Origin of the sequence: Vibrio cionasavignyae, assembly GCF_050337155.1 — a bacterium.
In the GTDB taxonomy this organism is placed as follows: Bacteria; Pseudomonadota; Gammaproteobacteria; order Enterobacterales; family Vibrionaceae; genus Vibrio; species Vibrio nomapromontoriensis.
Genome location: NZ_JAKJSR010000030.1, coordinates 47,681 through 67,316, shown reverse-complemented (window position 1 = coordinate 67,316; position 19,636 = coordinate 47,681). Strand labels below are relative to the sequence as shown.

The window sequence follows — 19,636 nt, the reverse complement described above, 5'->3', positions numbered from 1 at the left end:
TCTCATTAAGAATTTGTTTCTTTTTGCTTCATAGCAGTAGATTTCGAGCGATTCGACTCATCAGTACCAAAATGAGTGCATGTTGCCGGACAAGGAAAATTGAAAGGTAGTGACTGCGTGGTGTAAAATACAGGTTCTATTGACTGAATATTAGGAACGATCGGTAATGGCTGAATACGTCTATACCATGTCGCGAGTGAGCAAAATTGTGCCACCTAAGCGACAAATACTTAAAGACATTTCTTTGAGCTTCTTCCCTGGCGCTAAAATTGGTGTTTTGGGCCTCAACGGTTCGGGTAAATCGACTTTACTTCGCATCATGGCCGGCCTTGATACCGATATCGACGGTGAAGCTCGTCCACAGCCAGGACTGAATGTGGGCTATCTTCCACAAGAACCTAAATTAGACGAATCAAAAACGGTACGTGAAATCGTCGAAGAAGCGGTATCGGATGTTGCGGACGCAATGAAACGTCTTGATGCCGTCTACGCAGCTTACGCAGAACCGGATGCAGACTTTGATGCTCTAGCAAAGGAACAGGGTGAACTTGAAGCCCTAATTCAAGCGAAAGACGGTCACAATCTAGACAATACGCTAGAGCGTGCTGCCGATGCGCTACGTTTGCCAGAATGGGATGCGAAAGTAGAGTTTCTATCTGGTGGTGAACGCCGCCGTGTGGCTATCTGTCGCCTGCTTTTAGAAAAACCTGACATGCTTCTTCTCGACGAACCAACCAACCACTTGGACGCCGAGTCTGTAGCTTGGCTAGAGCGCTTCCTAGTTGACTATACTGGTACCGTCGTAGCGATTACCCACGACCGTTATTTCCTAGACAATGCCGCAGGTTGGATTCTTGAACTTGACCGTGGTGAAGGTATTCCTTGGGAAGGTAACTATACGTCTTGGCTAGAGCAAAAAGATGCGCGTCTTCAACAAGAAGCATCACAAGAAAAAGCTCGTCAAAAGACGATTGAAAAAGAACTTGAATGGGTTCGTCAAAATCCTAAAGGCCGCCAAGCGAAATCAAAAGCGCGTATGGCTCGCTTTGAAGAACTGCAAAGTGGCGATCACCAAAAACGTAATGAAACCAACGAGCTCTTTATTCCACCAGGCGAGCGTCTTGGTGACAAAGTACTTGATGTGACTAACCTAACCAAATCGTTCGATGGTCGTGTACTGATTGACGACTTATCCTTTAGCATCCCTAAAGGGGCTATCGTCGGTATCATTGGCGCCAACGGTGCAGGTAAATCAACGCTATTCAAAATGCTAAGTGGGACAGAGCAACCAGACTCTGGCACCATTGAGCTTGGCGATACCGTGAAACTGGCATCGGTTGAACAGTTCCGTGATTCAATGAATGACAAGAACACCGTATTCCAAGAGATCTCTGAAGGTTCAGATATCATTAAGATCAACAACTTTGAAATCCAAGCGCGTGCTTACTGCTCTCGCTTCAACTTCAAAGGTTCAGATCAACAAAAAATCATCGGTGAGCTATCTGGTGGTGAACGTAACCGTGTTCACCTTGCAAAACTGCTTAAAGCTGGTGGCAACATGTTGCTACTCGATGAACCAACCAATGACCTCGATGTTGAAACGCTACGTGCGCTTGAAGAAGCTCTACTTGAGTTCCCAGGCTGTGCCATGGTTATCTCGCATGACCGTTGGTTCTTAGACCGTATTGCAACTCATATCATCGACTACCGTGATGAAGGTCAAGTGAACTTCTATGAAGGTAACTATACCGAATACATGGACTGGTTGAAGAAAACACTAGGGCCACAAGCTGCAGAACCACACCGCATTAAATATAAGCGCATCTCAAAATAATCATTCGAATTTGAGATAAACTTGTGTTTTTACTTCAGGTCGCTAATAATAGCGGCCTGTTTTTTTGTGATTTGCCTTCCCTTTTTCTGTAAAAACTCACAAAAATTTCAATAAATCCACCCAATCCTGACAGTTCAAACTGAAATCATCATGCCAAATAAAATTAAGGTTGTTATACCAACAACTCAGGGAAAGATTAAGAAAACGCTACGTCTAGGAAGAAAGCGAACCTATACCGCGATTCTAATGGCAGCCGCTTTTCCCGTTGCTTTTGGCTTAGTGAGCTATTCGTATCAACAATCACAGACTGAACTGACCTCAACAGAAGTCACCGTGTCTAGCCTACAAACAGAAAACGCCGTACTGGAAGCAAAGCTTGAAGAGCAAGTGAACGCCACCCACGACCTCTCTCAAGAACTCGAAGAAAAGCGCGACGAGCTGCAACTCCTTGGAAAACGTGTCAATGATGTTGAAGCGGTACTAGGTCTTGTCGATGAAGAGCTCTACGATGTAGAAATGCCGCTAGAACAAAGAATTGACGCAGCAGCTATTGATTCTGCTGTGCGCGCAACCATGTTTAGGTTGCTCCCCAATGATAGTCCAATGGCTTATCAACGGATCTCCTCATCCTATGGCCGCCGAACTAATCCCATCTCAGGCAAAAGACAGCTGCATACTGGCATTGATCTTACCTGCAAAACCGGGGAAGAAATTCTAGCGCCCGCCGATGGTGTGGTAGAAACCGTTCGCCCAAGCCGAAAAGGCTATGGCAACTACATGACCATTCGTCACGCTTTTGGTTTTATGAGTTCTTACGCACACCTAAATAGATTTAAAGCTAAGAGTGGACAATTCGTTCGAAAAGGTGACGTGATCGCGCAATGTGGCAATAGTGGTAACTCTACAGGACCACACCTGCACTATGAAGTCCGTTTTCTCGGACGCACACTTAATCCGCAGTACCTAATGGATTGGAGCCCAGAGAACTTTGATTATGTGTTCGAGAAAGAGAAAAAAGTACAGTGGGCTCCCTTAGTGGATCTGATCACCAGTGTGGTTAAACTGCAGATTAACTTAACCAATGCACCTTATGTCGATGCCTCAATGAAAACAGCGGGCAACGAAGATCCTTCATCAGAAGAAGCACATACGCATTAAAGGCTAGCGAGCTCACGCAACCACAAATACAAAAAAAACGCAGCTTACGCTGCGTTTTTCTATGCATTCTATGCATTCTATGCAGTTAATGTTTTTAACAATTAAGCTCGATGAATCGCATCATTGGCTTGCTTAAGGAGATTCTGACTCTCTGACATAAACTGCTGAGAGTAATCACCAAACCACTCACTCACTTGCTCAAATTGTGAAACAAAGCCCGCCTTATCTTTGTTATCTAACAAGGTTAACGCTTCACCGAACTGCTGATGGAAACGCTTAATCATCGCAATATTTTCTTCCGATGAAAGAATAATGTCACCGTACAAGTTTGGGTCTTGTGCAAAGAGCCTACCAACCATCGCTAATTCTAGACGGTAAATGGGCGAGCTCAATGTCACTAAAGTATCTAAATCTGGATTTTCTTTACTCAAATGCAAGCCATAGGCAAACGAGGTAAAGTGACGAAGCGCTTGAATCAACGTCATACCATTATCATGCTTATCCGCTTCCATCTGACACAAGCTAGCTCCCCAGATTTTAAACTGCTGAAGTAGCCATTGGTACTCTTCTTCACCACGACCGTCGCTGTAGACAATCACCTGTTTCGCCATACTCGGCACATCGGGACCAAACATCGGATGCAAACCGACAACAGGCCCTTGATGCACCCGTAGCATAGTCGTCAATGGGCGCTTTTTCACTGATGTTAAATCACATAAGATGCAATCTTTGGGTAAGCTAGAGAGTTTTTCAATCACCCCTTCTGTTAAATGAATGGGTACCGTCACCACTACCAGTCCAGCATCTTTAAGTATCTCATCGGCACGATCCCAGTCTTGGCTTCCTAGGATTTTTACTTGATAACCAGATAAGGCAAACATTTTACCAAACAATCCACCCAGTTGACCGTTACCACCAACAATCACCACTGAACGTAAATCTGGATTTAAGCATTTAAAGCCAGAGTCTTTTTCACTTGCATAAGATTCTCGCATCGTACGACGCAGAATATCTTCAATAAGTTGCGGTGGCACGCCTACCTTCTCCGCTTCCGCACGACGCGAAGCCAGCATCGCCGCCTCTCGATCAGGGGCATAAATTGGCAAACCATGTTGGCTCTTTACTTCACCAACTTGCTCAACAAGAGAGAGGCGCTGGGCCAACAGCTCAAGCATCTTCTTATCAACTTCATCAATTTTGTTACGAAGCGGGGTCAATTCAGCAGACATGGATACGATTATTCCTTAATACGATTTTCCAAGAATGGGACAAGCTCTTTGTGAGCGTGACGTAATAGTGCCTCAGTTGCATCCCAATTGATACAGGCATCGGTGATGGACACGCCGTACTGCATTTCACTTAATGGAATATCTGAACTCTGATTACCTTCGTTCAAATGACTCTCAATCATTACACCAATAATTGACTTATTCCCTTCACGAATTTGATGAATGACATCTTCTGCAACCAACGGCTGACGACGGTAATCTTTACGTGAATTAGCATGGCTGCAATCGACCATCAAAGACGCATCTAGGTTGTGCTTTGCGAGTTCTTGTTCACATTCATTAACAGAGACCGAATCGTAGTTCGTCTGCTTACCGCCTCGTAATATAACGTGACCATCCACATTCCCCTGCGTCGTCAATAATGCAACTTGCCCTTCACGGTTAATTCCCATAAAACGGTGACTGGAAGACGCAGCTTGCATAGCATTAATTGCTGTCGACAAACTACCATCAGTACCATTTTTAAAACCAATAGGCATAGAAAGACCGCTGGCCATTTCGCGATGGGTTTGAGATTCTGTGGTACGTGCACCTATCGCCGCCCATGAAAATGTGTCCGCTAGGTATTGCGGGCTAATGGGGTCTAATGCTTCCGTTGCTAGAGGGATATCCATTTCAACAAGATCGGTCAAAAGCTCTCGTCCCACATGCAAACCGTGCTCAATATCAAATGTGCCATCCAATTGCGGATCATTGATCAGACCTTTCCAACCAACGGTGGTACGAGGCTTTTCAAAGTACACACGCATAACAATGTATAATTGGTCATTGAGCTCGGCAGAGAGTGCCTTAAGGCGTTTTGCATATTCTTTGGCTGCGTCTATGTCATGAATGGAACACGGACCACAAACGACTAACAGTCGGTGATCACGTTTATGAATAATATCAGCAATCGCATCTCGCGATTCTTGAATGAACTTTCTCGCTTTTTCGCTTAGTGGCAACTTCGCTTTCAGTGCTTCTGGCGTGATAAGTACCTGTTCATCGCTAATGTTAATATTACTTAATTCACTCTTCTTCATAACCCTACCCGTACAAAATAACTTACACCTGACTTACAGGCTTTTTCACCTAGCCAGCTAATGAAAACCAATATACTTAAATATATACGACATGCAAGTGTAAACTTTAAAAAACAACAGGTGTAAATAAAATTTTACACCACACCTGTTATTGAACCTTATTTCTACAGATAACAGACACCAGCAAGAATCCCCCCCTCTCCCATCATTTCGGTATACAATATCAAGACTGCAACTTTAGGTGACATCCGATGGACTTAATCCTCTCTTTACTTCAACAGATGTGTGTTTATCTCATGCTCGCATACATGCTAAGCAAAACACCTATTTTCATCCCACTATTCAGTCTGTCGAACCACCTAAGCCATAAGCTCAGTATCTATATTTTGTTCTCTTCATTTTGCATACTTGGCACCTATTTTGGGTTACAAATCAACGATGCAATTGCGAATACTCGCGCCATCGGGGCAGTCATGGGCGGGTTGTTTGGTGGCCCCTTTGTTGGGTTTGCGGTTGGTTTAACAGGAGGAATACATCGTTACACCTTAGGTGGTTTTACCGATCTAGCCTGCACCATATCAACCACCGCCGAAGGGTTGATTGGCGGTATGGTGCACCTCTATTTCATTAAGAAATCAAAAAAAGAAGCGCTTTTTAATCCGCTCGTTGTTTTCTATGTCACATTTAGCGCCGAGATTATCCAAATGTTGATTATTCTCGCCATCGCCAAACCTTTCGACCAAGCGGCCTCACTTGTTAGCGACATTGCCGCACCTATGATTATTGCAAATTCGATCGGTGCCGCGCTATTTATGAGTATCCTGCAAGATCGTAAAACCATCTTTGAAGAATACTCCGCAACATTTTCTCGACGCGCTTTAAACATCGCAGAGCGCTCCGTTGGTATCCTTGTGCATGGTTTCAACTCTGAAAATGCCAGTAAGATTGCTCGTATTATCTACGAAGAGACGAAGGTAGGCGCAGTCGCAATAACCGACAATGATAAAATTCTCGCCTTCGTTGGCATCGGTGATGACCACCATAAGCTCAACCGACCTATCTCATCTCAGAGCACATTGGATTCCATTACCGAGAATCGCATCATCTATCTTGATGGTAAAGACAACACATACCAATGCTCAATCTCCCAAGACTGTAAACTTGGTTCTGCACTTATCATCCCCCTTCGTGCAGGGAATAAAGTCATTGGTACCATTAAGCTGTACGAGCCGAAACGAAAGCTGTTCTCGACTATAAACATGTCAATGGCTGAAGGTATTGCGCAATTGCTGTCGAGCCAAATCCTCCATGGTGAGTATATTCATAAGCAGACACTACTTAACCAATCAGAAATCAAATTACTGCATGCACAGGTTAACCCTCATTTCTTGTTTAATGCCCTTAATACGATTAGCGCCATCACTCGTCGTGACCCAGACAAAGCGCGCAGTCTAATTCAGCACCTCTCCCAGTTTTTCCGTAGTAACCTAAAGCAAAATATCGATACCGTATCACTGCACGATGAACTCTCGCATGTAAACGCCTATCTGACGATCGAGAAAGCTCGATTTACTGACAGACTCACTGTCGATATTGATATCGAACCGTCACTACTCGACCGAAAAGTCCCGAGTTTCACCCTGCAACCATTGGTTGAAAATGCTATCAAACATGGTATTTCCACCAAAATAGAAGGGGGCAGCGTACGAATCTATAGCGTGAAATCAGAGACAGGGCATCGCATTATTGTTGAAGATGACGCTGGAACCTATTGTGCACCCAAAAATGATCATCAAGGACTGGGAATGCAAATCGTCGATAAACGGCTAAGCAACAAATTTGGTCGTGACGCAGCGCTAAAAATTGAGGTAGAAAAAAACACCTACACTCGAATGAGCTTTATTATTCCCGCGCAAGAAAATCACGTTCACACAAGGAACACTGTGACCTCATGACCACTATGACTGCTTTAATAATTGATGATGAGTGCTTTGCCCGCGAAGAGCTCATTGAGCTGCTGGCCGATATGGAAGGCATTAACGTGATTGATCAGGCAAGCAATGCTATTGAAGGGCTTAAAAAGATTAATAGCCTAAAGCCTGATGTCGTCTTTTTAGACATACAAATGCCACAGATTACCGGCATAGAACTACTAGGAATGTTAGATCCTGACTCCATGCCTAACGTCGTCTTCGTCACGGCCTATGATCAATACGCGGTACAAGCGTTTGAAGACAATGCTTTTGATTACCTGCTTAAACCTATTGACCCAGCAAGGCTCAACAAAACCGTGAATCGACTGCTAAAACAAGAGCAAAGAACTCACGATCTCGTCCAATCTATGTCGCCTGCGACGTTAGATCAGATCCCCTGTGTCGGACACAACCGAATCGTCATAATTCCAACCCTAGAGGTCGAGTGCGCGTTTAGCGATATTACTGGAGTTCAAGTTAAAACGCCGACACAACAAGCCAATAGTCAGCTATCACTGAAAATACTCGAAGCAAAAACACCGCTATTACGTTGCCACCGCCAATATCTTATCAACGTGAAAAGCATAAAAGAGATCAAACTTTTAGAGCATGGACTGGCTGAAATCATCACTCATAGTGACTTTTCTGTTCCTGTAAGCCGGCGCTACCTGAAAAACCTGAAAGAAACATTAGGTTTTCAATAAGTTCCACTTTTTGGGGCGCGTCTATTTGCCACCACACCCCAAAACATCATAAACGCTCAAGCTCTTATACGATTAAGCTCTCAAGCGTTCATTGCACTATTATTCTGCATTTAGCGCTCGTCTGACCCTATCATTAGCGCTTCGCCATTGCTCTGACTTGAATAGTTCAGATAAGTGATAATTTTGCTTACGAAGCATTACCTGCGCTTTAGGTACCGCTGTGATTGGCAAGTTATCTAATACCTCTACGGCTGATTGTCGGTTATTACACATGAGGAGCATATCGCACCCAGCTTGCATGGATCGCAATGCTCGCTCGGCAGGCCCTCCCATAATGGCCGCGCCTTCCATAGATAAATCATCAGAAAAGACAATACCGTTAAAGTTCATTTGCTCTTTTAGCACTGTCTTCAGCCAGTAAGGCGAACCACTCGCAGGGTGCTCATCGTAATGAGGATAGACAACATGGGCTGGCATCATCGCATCAAGCAGCCCTGCTTCGATTTGCTGTTTAAATATTAAGATATCTTTTTCAAACAAATCAGTCCGTTCATCATATGGCGTTTCCAAGTGCGAATCAGCAATCACCCCCCCATGACCTGGGAAGTGCTTACCCGTTGTTGCCATACCAGCCTGTTTCATACCAGAAATAAATGCACTACTAAAGCGTATAATACTCGCAATATCTTCACCAAACGCACGGTTACCGATGGCTTTACAAGCGTGCCCTTGATCCAATACCGGAGCAAAGCTCAAATCAATGTCATGAGCAATAAGCTCCGCCGCCATTAACCAACCCGCTTGCTTAGCTAGCGCCTCGTCACCCAGCTCTGCATAACGTTGCGCGGCGGGTAAGAGCGTAAAGCCTTCTCGAAAACGCTGTACACGACCGCCTTCTTGATCAACACCAATAATAATAGGCTTCTTCGCTGCCGCTCGTATTTGACGGTTTAACTCAATGAGCTGCTCTGAGTCATGATAATTGCGAGAAAATAGGATCAAACCTCCAACCGTAGGGTGCTCTAAAACCTCACGGTCTTCCGCGCTCAGTTCAAAACCTTCTACATCTAGCCATAACGGTCCCATTAGTTGTCCTCTGCAATTTTATTATCAAATAGGGGTGCGAAAAGATTATTCCGTTTATTTTTGATTTACAATGACTATCGCTAAGTAACGACTGAGTTTTCGCACCAGATAGCAAGGAGTATATCGCGATGAGTCAAGCCGAGTATTATATTGGTGTCATGTCTGGCACGAGCTTAGATGGCGTAGACGTTGCGTTAGTCTCCATTAATGGCAAACAAATTTCTCTGATAGAAACGCATTTCCATAGCTATCCTGCCCACCTCAAGGAGGGCGTGCTTGCAATATGTCATGGTCAACATACTGACTTACGAGCCATTGGTGAACTCGACCACCAGCTAGGGCACTTGTACGCACAAGCCACAGTGCAACTGCTGCACAAGGCTAACTATTCCCCCGAGCAAATCACAGCTATCGGTAACCACGGTCAAACCGTATTTCATCAACCAGATGGCGCATCGCCTTTTACCATTCAGTTAGGTGATAACCATATACTGGCAGCAAAAACCGGCATCAATACTATTGGCGACTTTAGGCGTAAAGATATGGCGCTTGGCGGGCAAGGGGCACCGCTTGTTCCTGCGTTTCACCGCTACTTGTATGGCACCAATACTTCCTCACTCGTGATTCTTAATATTGGCGGCATCGCCAACGTATCGATTCTTCAGCCCAATGGCTCTGTCATAGGGTTTGATACCGGACCTGGAAATACTCTAATGGATACCTGGTGCTCAACTTTCCTCAACAAAGCCTTTGATGAAGATGCACAAGAAGCCAAGCAGGGTCTGGTTAACCAACCATGGCTAACACAGTTACTGACTGATGAGTACCTATCTCGTCCTGCCCCTAAAAGCACCGGTCGAGAATACTACCACCAAGAGTGGCTAGACTTACAATGTGCTCAACAGACGCCTTTACTATCGGTTCACGATACCTTGCGCACACTCACTGAGTTTACGGTACAAACGATCGTTGCTGCGCTGATTCCATACCAACAAGGCACACACCCTAAACTATTAGTTTGTGGCGGCGGCGCTAACAATCCAATCATTATGCAGCGCCTCAATGCGCTCCTTGATGGTTGGCATGTAGCAAAAACCGACAGTGAAGCCATCAGTGGTGATTATATGGAGTCCATGGCATTTGCATGGTTAGCGCATTGTTATATTCACCAAATTCCAAGCAACTTACCTTCAGTAACAGGCGCAAGTAAGGCCGTGCCACTTGGCGTGCTTTACTCCGCAAACTAGGAAACATTATGACTAACGACGCACTACTGCATGCCCTGACTCAATTGGTTTCTGAAGGGCGCAACTCTGACACGATGGATATCGACCTGTTATCAAGCCAAGATATTGTCCAGCGCCTCAATCAGCAAGATCGTCTCGTCCCACTCGCGGTGGAACAAGTCATTCCTGACATCGCGCGAGCTGTAGATACTATTACTCATGCTTTCAAAAACAATGGTCGGCTTATTTATATCGGAGCTGGGACCAGCGGACGCCTTGGGGTATTAGATGCTTCAGAGTGCCCCCCTACTTTTGGAACGTCACCGGAGATGGTGGTTGGCATTATCGCAGGCGGCAATGATGCCATGTTTAAAGCAAAAGAGGGCGCGGAAGATGATCCTGAATTAGGTCAGGGCGATCTTATCAATATCGAGCTTAACGCCAATGATGTCGTTGTTGGCATCGCCGCTAGCGGACGAACCCCTTATGTGATTGGTGCACTCGAGTATGCCAATGAGATTGGAGCAGCAACTGTCTCACTATGTTGTAACCCAGATTCGACATTGGCGACTATCGCCTCTATTGCTATTAGCCCGGTTGTGGGACCAGAAGCGTTAACAGGCTCGACAAGACTCAAGTCTGGAACCGCGCAAAAGCTGGTGCTCAATATGTTAACAACTGCCAGTATGATTCGTCTTGGTAAAAGCTATGAGAACCTTATGGTGGACGTAAAAGCCACAAATGCGAAATTAATCGCCCGCGCCGCTCGTATCGTTATGCAAGCAACAGACTGTACTGAACACGTTGCCAAGCAAGCCTTAAAAGACACAGACCACAATGTCAAACTTGCCATTTTGATGATCCTGACAGGCCTTAATAAACAGGATGCACAACAACAGTTAATGGAAAAAGAAGGCTTCTTACGAAAGGCTGTCAACGCCAATACAAATACTTCCAACACGAAGACTTCTTGAGACTGATAAGAACCCGGCGTCAAGCTAGCCTATGCGCTAAAAAAACAACCTACAGCAGAAAGAGTAATGGGAGCATTAGATCCCATTACTCTTTCAAATTGAGGCTTAATACAAATAGAGGCTTAATTCGAGTACTCGCTCCAACCGCGCTGCCATTCCATGCGAAAGCGCTGTGCGTCGGGAAGCCCTTCACAAGCGCCTGTATAATACTGCCCAGAAAGACCAATCTGATAAGCAAAATCCGCATCACAAAACTCGATGACACCGATTTGATAGCCGCGTTCATATTCAGCATGGTTAGCAGGACCGAGCTCTTGTAACGCGGAGTATGTGCGAGGTAATTGCCCTCTCACGCCATCTTGATACCCTATTTTATTCCAGCTTCCCTGCTTGGCGAGCTCTTCAACACCATTGGCGCACCCAAATAATAATAGCCCAGCAAGTACAGTAATAATGGCTTTCATCGTCATCCTTTGTATCACATATGAATGCTGACACAATGCCAGTATTCCCTTAAGAAAGCCACTACTCACAGGCTTTAGTGATGCAACTCACGCTTCTCTACGACCGCTCAACCTATTATTTAGACCTCTTAAGCGACCATAAAACCACTTAACCTAGCTATTGACCACTTAATCAGCTATTTCACCACTCACCGAATAACAGCCGATCCTAGCCATCAAGTCACGTTATGATCACTGACAGATTTTAATACTATTACAAACAAAGGATAACAAACTATGTTGTGGTTCTTAACCTGCGTTGCCGCACTGATTGGCGGTTATTTTCTTTACGGCGCTTTTATCGAGAAAGTGTTTGGCATTAACGAAAAGCGTCAAACTCCCGCCCATACCAAAGCTGACGGCGTGGATTACGTTCCCATGTCGACAAAGAAAGTTTACTTAGTGCAACTGCTAAATATAGCGGGTGTTGGTCCAATCTTTGGTCCAATTATGGGTGCACTCTATGGCCCTGCTGCAATGCTTTGGATTGTACTTGGCTGTATCTTTGCCGGCGCAGTGCATGATTACTTCTCTGGCATGCTATCCATTCGCAACGGCGGTGCTTCCGTACCCACTATCACAGGTCGATACCTAGGCAATGGCGCCAAACATTTTATGAACATTTTTGCCATTGTCCTGCTATTGCTCGTTGGTGTCGTGTTTGTCTCAGCCCCTGCAGGCATGATCACCAACTTGGTCAACGACCAGTTTGATATGTCTATGAGCATGACAACCATGGTTATTGCAATTTTCGCGTATTACATCATCGCAACGATTGTACCAGTTGATAAAATCATCGGTCGCTTCTACCCACTGTTTGGCGCGCTGCTTATCTTCATGTCGGTCGGTCTAATTACTGCTGTAGCGATGTCGAGTGAGCACACGGTCATGGGCAACTTTGAAATCAGCGACATGTTTAGCAACATGAACCCGAATGACTTGCCGTTATGGCCTGCGCTATTCATTACTATTGCTTGTGGTGCGATTTCAGGCTTCCACGCGACGCAATCTCCATTAATGGCGCGTTGTATGGAAAATGAGAAAAATGGTCGTTTCGTTTTCTACGGAGCAATGATTGGTGAAGGTATTATCGCGCTTATCTGGTGTGCACTTGCGTTATCATTTTTTGGCTCAGTCGATTCATTAGCAGAAGCGGTGAAAAATGGCGGCCCAGGTAATGTTGTCTACAGTGCTTCATTTGGTCTACTCGGTGTATTTGGTGGCATCCTAGCCTTCCTTGGTGTTGTTATCTTACCGATTACCTCTGGTGATACCGCGTTCCGTTCTAGCCGTCTTATCCTTGCTGAATACTTCAACATGGAACAGAAGACGCTGCGTAACCGCCTACTTATGGCACTACCACTATTTGTTATCGGTGGCATCTTGACTCAAGTTGACTTCGGTATCATCTGGCGCTACTTCGGCTTCGCTAACCAAACAACAGCGGTAATGATGTTGTGGACGGCTTCCGCTTACTTACTACGTCACAATAAACTGCACTGGGTCACGACAGTTCCAGCCATGTTTATGACAACGGTTGTTATCACTTTCATCCTAAATAACAGCACGCTAGGCTTTGGACTACCAATGCAACTATCCACCATCCTTGGTATCGTAGGTTCACTTTCTATCACTGCATACGTGATGAAGAAGTCGAAAGGAAAAGGCGATATTGAAGCTGAGGAAGAAGAAAAACCACAGGGTAAAACTGAAACAGCCTAACCCTTATAGCGCTTCCCCCTAAAGACGCTATTCAATCCGAGTCCTGTTCATGGGCTCGGATTTTTTTGTCGTTAATACTACCCTCGTTGATTCCCATATAACCAAATAATAAAAAGCCCCAGCTGCAATACAGTTGGGGCTTGTTTAACGTATTCGAAATTGGGTGTTAATCGATTTGCTTAATCTGTAACTCTCTTGGCACTTCAAAGAACATGTTCTCTTCACGCCCTAAAACTTCTTCAACATCGCTCGCCCCTAAATCTCGAATGCGATCGATGATTTGATTAACCAGCTCTTCCGGAGCAGAAGCCCCCGCTGTCACACCAACAATCACCTTACCTTCAAACCATGCTGAATCGATAAGATCTGGAGTATCGGTTAAGTACGCTGGTGTACCCAACTTTTCTGCAAGCTCTTTTAAGCGGGTAGAGTTCGAGGAATTGGTCGATCCAACGACCACCATGACATCCACCGCTTCGGCTAATTCACGCACCGCATCTTGACGATTTTGAGTCGCATAGCAAATATCATCTTTACGCGGCCCTTGGATCTCTGGGAAGACTTCTCTCAAACGCTCAATAACATCGGCCGTTTCATCCACAGACAAGGTGGTTTGACTCACGTAATGCAAGTTACTTGGATCTTTGACTTGCAATGAATCCACATCAGCGGGTCGCTCTACTAAATACATGCCGCCTGTGCTACTGGCATACTGCCCCATCGTCCCTTCGACTTCAGGGTGGCCAGCGTGCCCAATAAGCACCACTTCCATATTCTTACGGCTCGCACGAGCCACTTCCATATGCACTTTTGTCACCAACGGGCAGGTCGCATCAAAGACCGTGAGCTCACGTTCTTTGGCTTCTTTACGAACAGCCTGAGAAACACCATGCGCCGAAAAAATAACGATATTGTCATCAGGAACTTCCGCTAGCTCCTCGACAAACACGGCACCGCGCTGCTTAAGGCCTTCAACGACAAAACGGTTGTGCACCACTTCATGTCGAACATAAATCGGTGGCTGATATAGCTCAAGCGCGCGCTCTACGATACTAATTGCTCTATCGACTCCAGCACAAAAGCCGCGTGGATTTGCTAATTTAATTTTCATGTCATTACTCATCAGTACACACCGATTGTTGCTTACTCTTTAGAAACAGGGCGACGAAACGTTATTCTACGGTGAGAATCTCGACTTCAAATGTTACATCTTGTCCTGCAAGCGGATGATTAAAATCCACCGTCACAGAATCCCCAGCAATGTCAGTAATAATGCCAGGAATTTCCATCCCGTCTGGGCCAGAAAAAGCCATTATTGTACCGACTTCCACCTCAGAGTCACCCACAAACTTGGCTCGGTCCATATGGTGAATATTATCGGGATTTGGTTGGCCAAACGCGTCTTCGGCTTTTAGTTCTATCGCTTGTTGGTCTGTTTCAGACATCCCAATCAAGCACTGTTCAAAGTTGTCACTCAGGCTACCATCACCAATAACAAGCTTGGCAGGCTTGCCCATGTTATGAGTGCTATCTGCGACGGAACCATCTTTAAGTTTAATGGTGAAATGCAGCGTTACTGCGCTATCTTGCTTTATTGTTGTCACGTTACGGCTTCCTTGTAATCAAGCGCTTATTATCAAACGACTACTTTCAAAATTACTGTTATCAAACGCTGTTATATAAAAAAGCGCCGTACGAATCAACGTACAGCGCTTAAGGTTATTCAAATTATGTCGCTAACTCGGCTGTTTTTTGCGGAAACTGTCGAGAATAATCAGGCCCGCACCAATACAAATAGTCATATCAGCCAGGTTAAAAGCAGGCCAGTGGTAAGTTCCCCAGTAAAAATCTAGGTAGTCCACGACATAACCATGTACCACACGGTCAAATACGTTACCAACAGCACCACCAATAATCATGGCGTAAGCAATATTGTTCCACTTTTCCGTTGCCGGTAATTTGCTCATCCAGTAGGTCAGCATTCCCGTAACAACAAAAGCGATACCAGTAAAGAACCAGCGCTGCCAACCTGCTTGGTCACTTAAAAAGCTAAACGCAGCGCCGTAGTTATGAACATATAAGAGGTTGAAAAATGGCAAAATCTCAATACGATTTGCCCATCCATACCCCATGCTGTCCATCACAACTAACTTGATAGCAATATCAGCAACGAAGATGAGTGCCGCTAGCCATAGCCAGCGGACTCCAGATTGTTTTAATGAAAACGTCTGCTCTGTCATTATATCGTTTAGGCGAACTTACGAACTTCGCCTTCACCTTCTACGTTAGTCACACAACGACCACAAATTTCTTCGTGACCTGCAATAGTGCCAACATCAGGCGTGTGATGCCAGCAACGATCACATTTCTTAGCTTCCGTCGCCGCGACTTCAACGAACAGACCTTCAACGTCTGTACTGTGTGCTGCCTCTGATTTTTCACTCAACGGCTTCACTTGCGCTTTCGACGTCAGAAGAACAAATCGTAGCTCATCTTCTAGCTTGTTGATCGTCGTTGCTAAAGCATCATCAGCAAAAATAGTCACTTCTGCTTGCAGTGAACCACCAATAGTTTTCTCTTTACGAGCGTCCTCTAACAGCTTGTTCACACTGCCACGAACCGCTTGAATTTGAGTCCAAAACTCATTGTTCAGCTCTTCACCTTCAGCAAGGTCAAACAGACCTTCATACCACTCGCCAGTGAATACAAATTTATCACGAGCGCCTGGCATTTCGTTCCAGATTTCATCTGCAGTAAATGACATGATTGGCGCCATCCAACGAACAAGCGCTTCAACAATGTAGTAAAGCGCACTTTGACAGCTGCGTTGAGCGTGACCGCCCTGCTTTGCTGTGTATTGGCGATCTTTAATCACATCCAGGTAGAAAGAACCCATTTCGATGGAGCAGAACTGCATAAGACGTTGAGTCACACCGTGAGTGTTGTATTCACCGTAAGCTTTAACAATCTCTTCTTGCGCCGCAAATGCACGACCCACAGCCCAGCGATCCAACGCCACCATTTCTTCAGCAGGCACCAAGTCGGTCTCAGGGTTGAAGCCGTTTAGGTTAGCCAAGAAGAAACGTGCTGTGTTACGAATACGACGGTACGCATCCGCAGAGCGCTTAAGGATTTCATCAGAAACCGCGACTTCACCAGTGTAGTCCGTTGAAGCAACCCATAAGCGAAGGATATCAGCACCAAGCTTGTTAGTGACATCTTTCGGTGCCACAACGTTACCGATGGATTTAGACATCTTACGTCCATTACCATCAACAACGAAGCCGTGCGTTAGCACTTCTTTGTAAGGTGCTTCGTCTTTCATCGCAATGGATGAAATTAATGAAGACTGGAACCAACCACGGTGTTGATCTGAACCTTCTAGGTAAAGATCGGCACTGTGACCGTTGTACTCTTCGCGAGAATCCACTACCGAGTAGTGCGTCACGCCTGAGTCAAACCATACGTCTAGCGTATCCAATACTTTTTCGTATTTATCAGCGTCTTCAGCACTCATCAGCTCTGCAGGATCAACATCCCACCACGCTTGAATGCCTTTTTCTTCAACTAATTTAGCCACTTTCTCGATAAGAGCTGGGCTCTCCGGGTGTAGTTCTGCAGTTTCTTTGTGAACAAACAGAGCAATTGGCACACCCCAAGTACGCTGACGAGAGATACACCACTCAGGGCGACCTTCAATCATACCTTCAATACGGCTTTGACCCCATTCAGGCATCCACTCAACATTCTTAATCGATTCTAGTGCTTTAGCACGCAGACCAGCTTGATCCATTGAAATGAACCACTGTGGTGTTGCACGGAAGATGATTGGTGTTTTATGTCTCCAACAGTGCGGGTAGCTGTGCTCATACGCGTGATGGTGCAATAGCGCCCCTTTCTCTTTTAGCACTTCTAAAACAGAATCGTTCGCTTTGAAAACGTGCTGGCCAGCAAACAATTCCGTGTCTGGCAAGTAAACACCGTTAGAACCTACAGGGTTCGCAACTTCCAAGCCGTATTTTTTACCAACAATAAAGTCTTCTTGACCATGACCAGGCGCAGTATGGACTACACCAGTACCAGAGTCTGTCGTTACGTGCTCACCAAGAATGGCCGGTACAGTAAAATCATAAAACGGGTGATTAAACTGAGCTAACTCAAGATCTTCACCTTTTGCGAAACCAAGATTATGGAAGTGCTCGATACCCGCACGGTCCATCACATCTTTCGCAAGTTCAGATGCCACGATGATACGTTGCTCTTGCTGTTCACCTTTGGCTTCAACTTGAACCAATACATACTCTAAATCGTCACGTAAACATACTGCACGGTTAGCAGGCAGCGTCCAAGGCGTCGTTGTCCAAATAACAATAGACAACTCACCTTGACCAGCGTGGCCTTCAGCTAGAGTAAATTTCTCTAGTAGGGCAGCTTCATCTGCGGCAGTAAATTTAACATCAATAGATGGCGACACTTTATCTTTATATTCAACTTCTGCTTCAGCCAGCGCTGAACCACAATCCGTACACCAGTGAACGGGCTTAAAGCCTTTCAACAAGTGACCGTTGTCGGCAATTTTGCCTAACGCACGAATGATGTTCGCTTCGGTACCAAAGTCCATTGTGCGATAAGGCTTATCCCACTCACCCATGATACCAAGACGCTTAAAGCTCTCTTTTTGACCTTCAACTTGGCCAGCGGCATATTTACGGCACTCTTCGCGGAATTCAGAGGCAGAAATCTTCTGTCCTGGCTTGCCTTTTTTCTTCTCTACCATCAGTTCGATAGGAAGACCGTGACAATCCCAACCTGGAATGTAAGGCGCATCAAAACCAGAAAGGGTTTTGGATTTAATAATAATGTCTTTAAGAATCTTGTTCAGTGCGTGGCCGATATGAATATCACCATTCGCGTATGGAGGGCCATCATGTAAAACAAATGACTTTTTGCCTTTTTTAGCCTTACGGATTTCACCGTAAAGATCTTCTTTATACCAACGCTTCAGCATCTCTGGCTCACGATTAGCCAGATTACCGCGCATAGGAAACCCTGTTTCAGGTAGGTTCAGGGTATCTTTATACTCACTCATCGATTCTTAATTCCGTTGTATTGGGCGACAGTTAGACATTATGTTAGCGGTGGAATCTCCCACTAACCCATACACTGAAGTAGCCACACCCTTGCGACTTCAGCATCCAATTCTATTTGCTGTTTTAACAGCTGCAACGAGTCAAATTTCTTCTCATTGCGTATTTTGTGAAGCAATGCGACTTCAATTTGCTTTCCGTACAGATCGCCTTCAAAGTCAAACACATGTACTTCTAAATCTTGCTTGGTACCATTGACAGTTGGTTTATTTCCGATGTTAGCTATGCCGCCTCGTGGTATAGAGTCTATCCCCATCACTTGTACCGCATAGACACCACTTACCGGTGAAACATGACGCTTCAAAGAAACGTTAGCCGTCGGAAAACCAAAATCACGCGCTAATTTTTGACCGTGAGCGACACGGCCCGATACGGTATAGTCCCGCCCCAGCATTTTTGCACTGGCATCAAGTTCATCATTCGCTAATGCTTGACGAATCGCCGTACTGCTGACCCGTGCCTCACCGACACGAAAACTATGTGTATTGACGACCTCAAAGCCAAACTGTTCTCCAGCTTGCTTAAGCATGTCAAAGCTACCTAGTCGGCCTTTACCAAACCGAAAGTCATCACCAATTACCAAGTATTTAACACCGAGCTTACTCACCAATAAATCACGTATAAATGACTCTGGTGACAAATCCGCAAAATGACGATTGAAATTAACACAAAGCAAACGGTCTATGCCCATTTGCTCAAGCAATTCAAACTTATCACGTAAGCGTGTTAAACGCGCCGGTGCTTTATCTTTGGCAAATAACTCCATCGGTTGCGGTTCAAATGTCATTACCACAGAAGGCAAATTCAAAAGCTGTGCTTTCTCTTTTACCTGTTCGAGTACACGTTGGTGACCTAAATGTACACCATCGAAATTACCAATCGTCAACACACAGCCATGATGTTGATCTCTTAGGTTGTGGATGCCTCGAATAAGTTCCATGAAACGACTAAACCACCTGTTGAAGTTAATAATAGCAGTGTGAAACCGACGGATTATA

The 19,636-nt window shown here is 45.2% G+C and carries 16 protein-coding genes; 7 read left to right on the top strand and 9 right to left on the bottom strand.

Annotation, left to right across the window (positions count from 1 at the left end):
- The first annotated feature begins 166 nt into the window (after nt 1-166).
- Both ettA and L4D74_RS21835 read left to right on the top strand, forming a co-directional pair.
- A complete protein-coding gene (gene ettA, locus L4D74_RS21840) occupies nt 167-1,834 on the top strand; it encodes an energy-dependent translational throttle protein EttA (RefSeq protein WP_265676388.1) in 1,668 nt (555 codons plus the stop codon).
- A gap of 150 nt (nt 1,835-1,984) precedes the next feature.
- Nucleotides 1,985-2,992 carry a M23 family metallopeptidase gene (locus L4D74_RS21835; RefSeq protein WP_428754605.1) on the top strand — a complete coding sequence of 336 codons (1,008 nt, stop codon included), beginning with the start codon at nt 1,985-1,987 and terminating at the stop codon, nt 2,990-2,992.
- A gap of 101 nt (nt 2,993-3,093) precedes the next feature.
- Here L4D74_RS21835 and tyrA read toward each other — a convergent pair whose 3' ends face one another.
- Nucleotides 3,094-4,221 (bottom strand): bifunctional chorismate mutase/prephenate dehydrogenase, encoded by a 1,128-nt coding sequence (gene tyrA, locus L4D74_RS21830; RefSeq protein ID WP_428754604.1) that lies wholly within the window; start codon nt 4,219-4,221, stop codon nt 3,094-3,096.
- An 8-nt stretch (nt 4,222-4,229) separates the two neighbouring features.
- Nucleotides 4,230-5,303, bottom strand: a complete 1,074-nt coding sequence (locus L4D74_RS21825; protein ID WP_428754603.1) for a 3-deoxy-7-phosphoheptulonate synthase — start codon at nt 5,301-5,303, stop codon at nt 4,230-4,232.
- A gap of 251 nt (nt 5,304-5,554) precedes the next feature.
- Between L4D74_RS21825 and L4D74_RS21820 the strand changes: the two genes are divergently transcribed.
- On the top strand, nt 5,555-7,258 hold the full coding sequence (locus L4D74_RS21820) for a LytS/YhcK type 5TM receptor domain-containing protein (RefSeq protein WP_428754602.1): 1,704 nt from the start codon (nt 5,555-5,557) through the stop codon (nt 7,256-7,258).
- Entirely contained in the window at nt 7,255-7,980 is a 726-nt protein-coding gene (gene btsR / locus L4D74_RS21815; RefSeq protein WP_428754601.1) for a two-component system response regulator BtsR, read from the top strand. Before L4D74_RS21820 ends, btsR begins: the two co-directional genes overlap by 4 nt.
- 99 nt (nt 7,981-8,079) lie before the next feature.
- Here btsR and nagZ read toward each other — a convergent pair whose 3' ends face one another.
- Nucleotides 8,080-9,066 carry a beta-N-acetylhexosaminidase gene (gene nagZ / locus L4D74_RS21810; protein WP_428754600.1) on the bottom strand — a complete coding sequence of 329 codons (987 nt, stop codon included), beginning with the start codon at nt 9,064-9,066 and terminating at the stop codon, nt 8,080-8,082.
- Nucleotides 9,067-9,194: 128 nt separating this feature from the next.
- Here nagZ and L4D74_RS21805 point away from each other — a divergent pair, with 128 nt between their 5' ends.
- Both L4D74_RS21805 and murQ read left to right on the top strand, forming a co-directional pair.
- Nucleotides 9,195-10,313: an anhydro-N-acetylmuramic acid kinase gene (locus tag L4D74_RS21805; RefSeq protein WP_428754599.1), complete on the top strand. Its 1,119-nt coding sequence runs from the start codon at nt 9,195-9,197 to the stop codon at nt 10,311-10,313.
- Nucleotides 10,314-10,321: 8 nt separating this feature from the next.
- Nucleotides 10,322-11,266 carry an N-acetylmuramic acid 6-phosphate etherase gene (murQ, locus tag L4D74_RS21800; protein ID WP_428754598.1) on the top strand — a complete coding sequence of 315 codons (945 nt, stop codon included), beginning with the start codon at nt 10,322-10,324 and terminating at the stop codon, nt 11,264-11,266.
- Nucleotides 11,267-11,388: 122 nt separating this feature from the next.
- Here the strand turns inward: murQ and L4D74_RS21795 are convergent, their stop codons facing one another.
- Nucleotides 11,389-11,730, bottom strand: coding sequence for a DUF2799 domain-containing protein (locus L4D74_RS21795; protein ID WP_428754597.1), 342 nt, complete (start codon nt 11,728-11,730; stop codon nt 11,389-11,391).
- 276 nt (nt 11,731-12,006) lie between these two features.
- Between L4D74_RS21795 and L4D74_RS21790 the strand changes: the two genes are divergently transcribed.
- Nucleotides 12,007-13,491, top strand: a complete 1,485-nt coding sequence (locus tag L4D74_RS21790) for a carbon starvation CstA family protein (RefSeq protein WP_428754596.1) — start codon at nt 12,007-12,009, stop codon at nt 13,489-13,491.
- Nucleotides 13,492-13,657: 166 nt separating this feature from the next.
- Here the strand turns inward: L4D74_RS21790 and ispH are convergent, their stop codons facing one another.
- From ispH to ribF, 5 genes are all read right to left on the bottom strand, one after another.
- Nucleotides 13,658-14,614 (bottom strand): 4-hydroxy-3-methylbut-2-enyl diphosphate reductase, encoded by a 957-nt coding sequence (gene ispH / locus L4D74_RS21785; protein ID WP_428754595.1) that lies wholly within the window; start codon nt 14,612-14,614, stop codon nt 13,658-13,660.
- A gap of 49 nt (nt 14,615-14,663) precedes the next feature.
- The gene (gene fkpB / locus L4D74_RS21780; protein ID WP_428754594.1) at nt 14,664-15,095 is read right to left on the bottom strand and encodes an FKBP-type peptidyl-prolyl cis-trans isomerase; all 432 of its coding nucleotides are present in this window, start codon (nt 15,093-15,095) and stop codon (nt 14,664-14,666) included.
- A 132-nt stretch (nt 15,096-15,227) separates the two neighbouring features.
- Nucleotides 15,228-15,731: a signal peptidase II gene (gene lspA / locus L4D74_RS21775; protein ID WP_250617531.1), complete on the bottom strand. Its 504-nt coding sequence runs from the start codon at nt 15,729-15,731 to the stop codon at nt 15,228-15,230.
- An 8-nt stretch (nt 15,732-15,739) separates the two neighbouring features.
- Nucleotides 15,740-18,580: an isoleucine--tRNA ligase gene (gene ileS / locus L4D74_RS21770; protein ID WP_428754593.1), complete on the bottom strand. Its 2,841-nt coding sequence runs from the start codon at nt 18,578-18,580 to the stop codon at nt 15,740-15,742.
- Nucleotides 18,581-18,642: 62 nt separating this feature from the next.
- Nucleotides 18,643-19,578, bottom strand: a complete 936-nt coding sequence (ribF, locus tag L4D74_RS21765; protein WP_428754592.1) for a bifunctional riboflavin kinase/FAD synthetase — start codon at nt 19,576-19,578, stop codon at nt 18,643-18,645.
- Between the last annotated feature and the right edge of the window lie 58 nt (nt 19,579-19,636).

Bases quoted from the DNA above. Each gene is read 5' to 3' on its own strand.
- ettA (WP_265676388.1), top strand. From the start codon at position 167: ATGGCTGAATACGTCTATACCATGTCGCGAGTGAGCAAAATTGTGCCA.
- L4D74_RS21835 (WP_428754605.1), top strand. From the start codon at position 1,985: ATGCCAAATAAAATTAAGGTTGTTATACCAACAACTCAGGGAAAGATT.
- tyrA (WP_428754604.1), bottom strand. From the start codon at position 4,221: ATGTCTGCTGAATTGACCCCGCTTCGTAACAAAATTGATGAAGTTGAT.
- L4D74_RS21825 (WP_428754603.1), bottom strand. From the start codon at position 5,303: ATGAAGAAGAGTGAATTAAGTAATATTAACATTAGCGATGAACAGGTA.
- L4D74_RS21820 (WP_428754602.1), top strand. From the start codon at position 5,555: ATGGACTTAATCCTCTCTTTACTTCAACAGATGTGTGTTTATCTCATG.
- btsR (WP_428754601.1), top strand. From the start codon at position 7,255: ATGACCACTATGACTGCTTTAATAATTGATGATGAGTGCTTTGCCCGC.
- nagZ (WP_428754600.1), bottom strand. From the start codon at position 9,066: ATGGGACCGTTATGGCTAGATGTAGAAGGTTTTGAACTGAGCGCGGAA.
- L4D74_RS21805 (WP_428754599.1), top strand. From the start codon at position 9,195: ATGAGTCAAGCCGAGTATTATATTGGTGTCATGTCTGGCACGAGCTTA.
- murQ (WP_428754598.1), top strand. From the start codon at position 10,322: ATGACTAACGACGCACTACTGCATGCCCTGACTCAATTGGTTTCTGAA.
- L4D74_RS21795 (WP_428754597.1), bottom strand. From the start codon at position 11,730: ATGAAAGCCATTATTACTGTACTTGCTGGGCTATTATTATTTGGGTGC.
- L4D74_RS21790 (WP_428754596.1), top strand. From the start codon at position 12,007: ATGTTGTGGTTCTTAACCTGCGTTGCCGCACTGATTGGCGGTTATTTT.
- ispH (WP_428754595.1), bottom strand. From the start codon at position 14,614: ATGAGTAATGACATGAAAATTAAATTAGCAAATCCACGCGGCTTTTGT.
- lspA (WP_250617531.1), bottom strand. From the start codon at position 15,731: ATGACAGAGCAGACGTTTTCATTAAAACAATCTGGAGTCCGCTGGCTA.
- ileS (WP_428754593.1), bottom strand. From the start codon at position 18,580: ATGAGTGAGTATAAAGATACCCTGAACCTACCTGAAACAGGGTTTCCT.
- ribF (WP_428754592.1), bottom strand. From the start codon at position 19,578: ATGGAACTTATTCGAGGCATCCACAACCTAAGAGATCAACATCATGGC.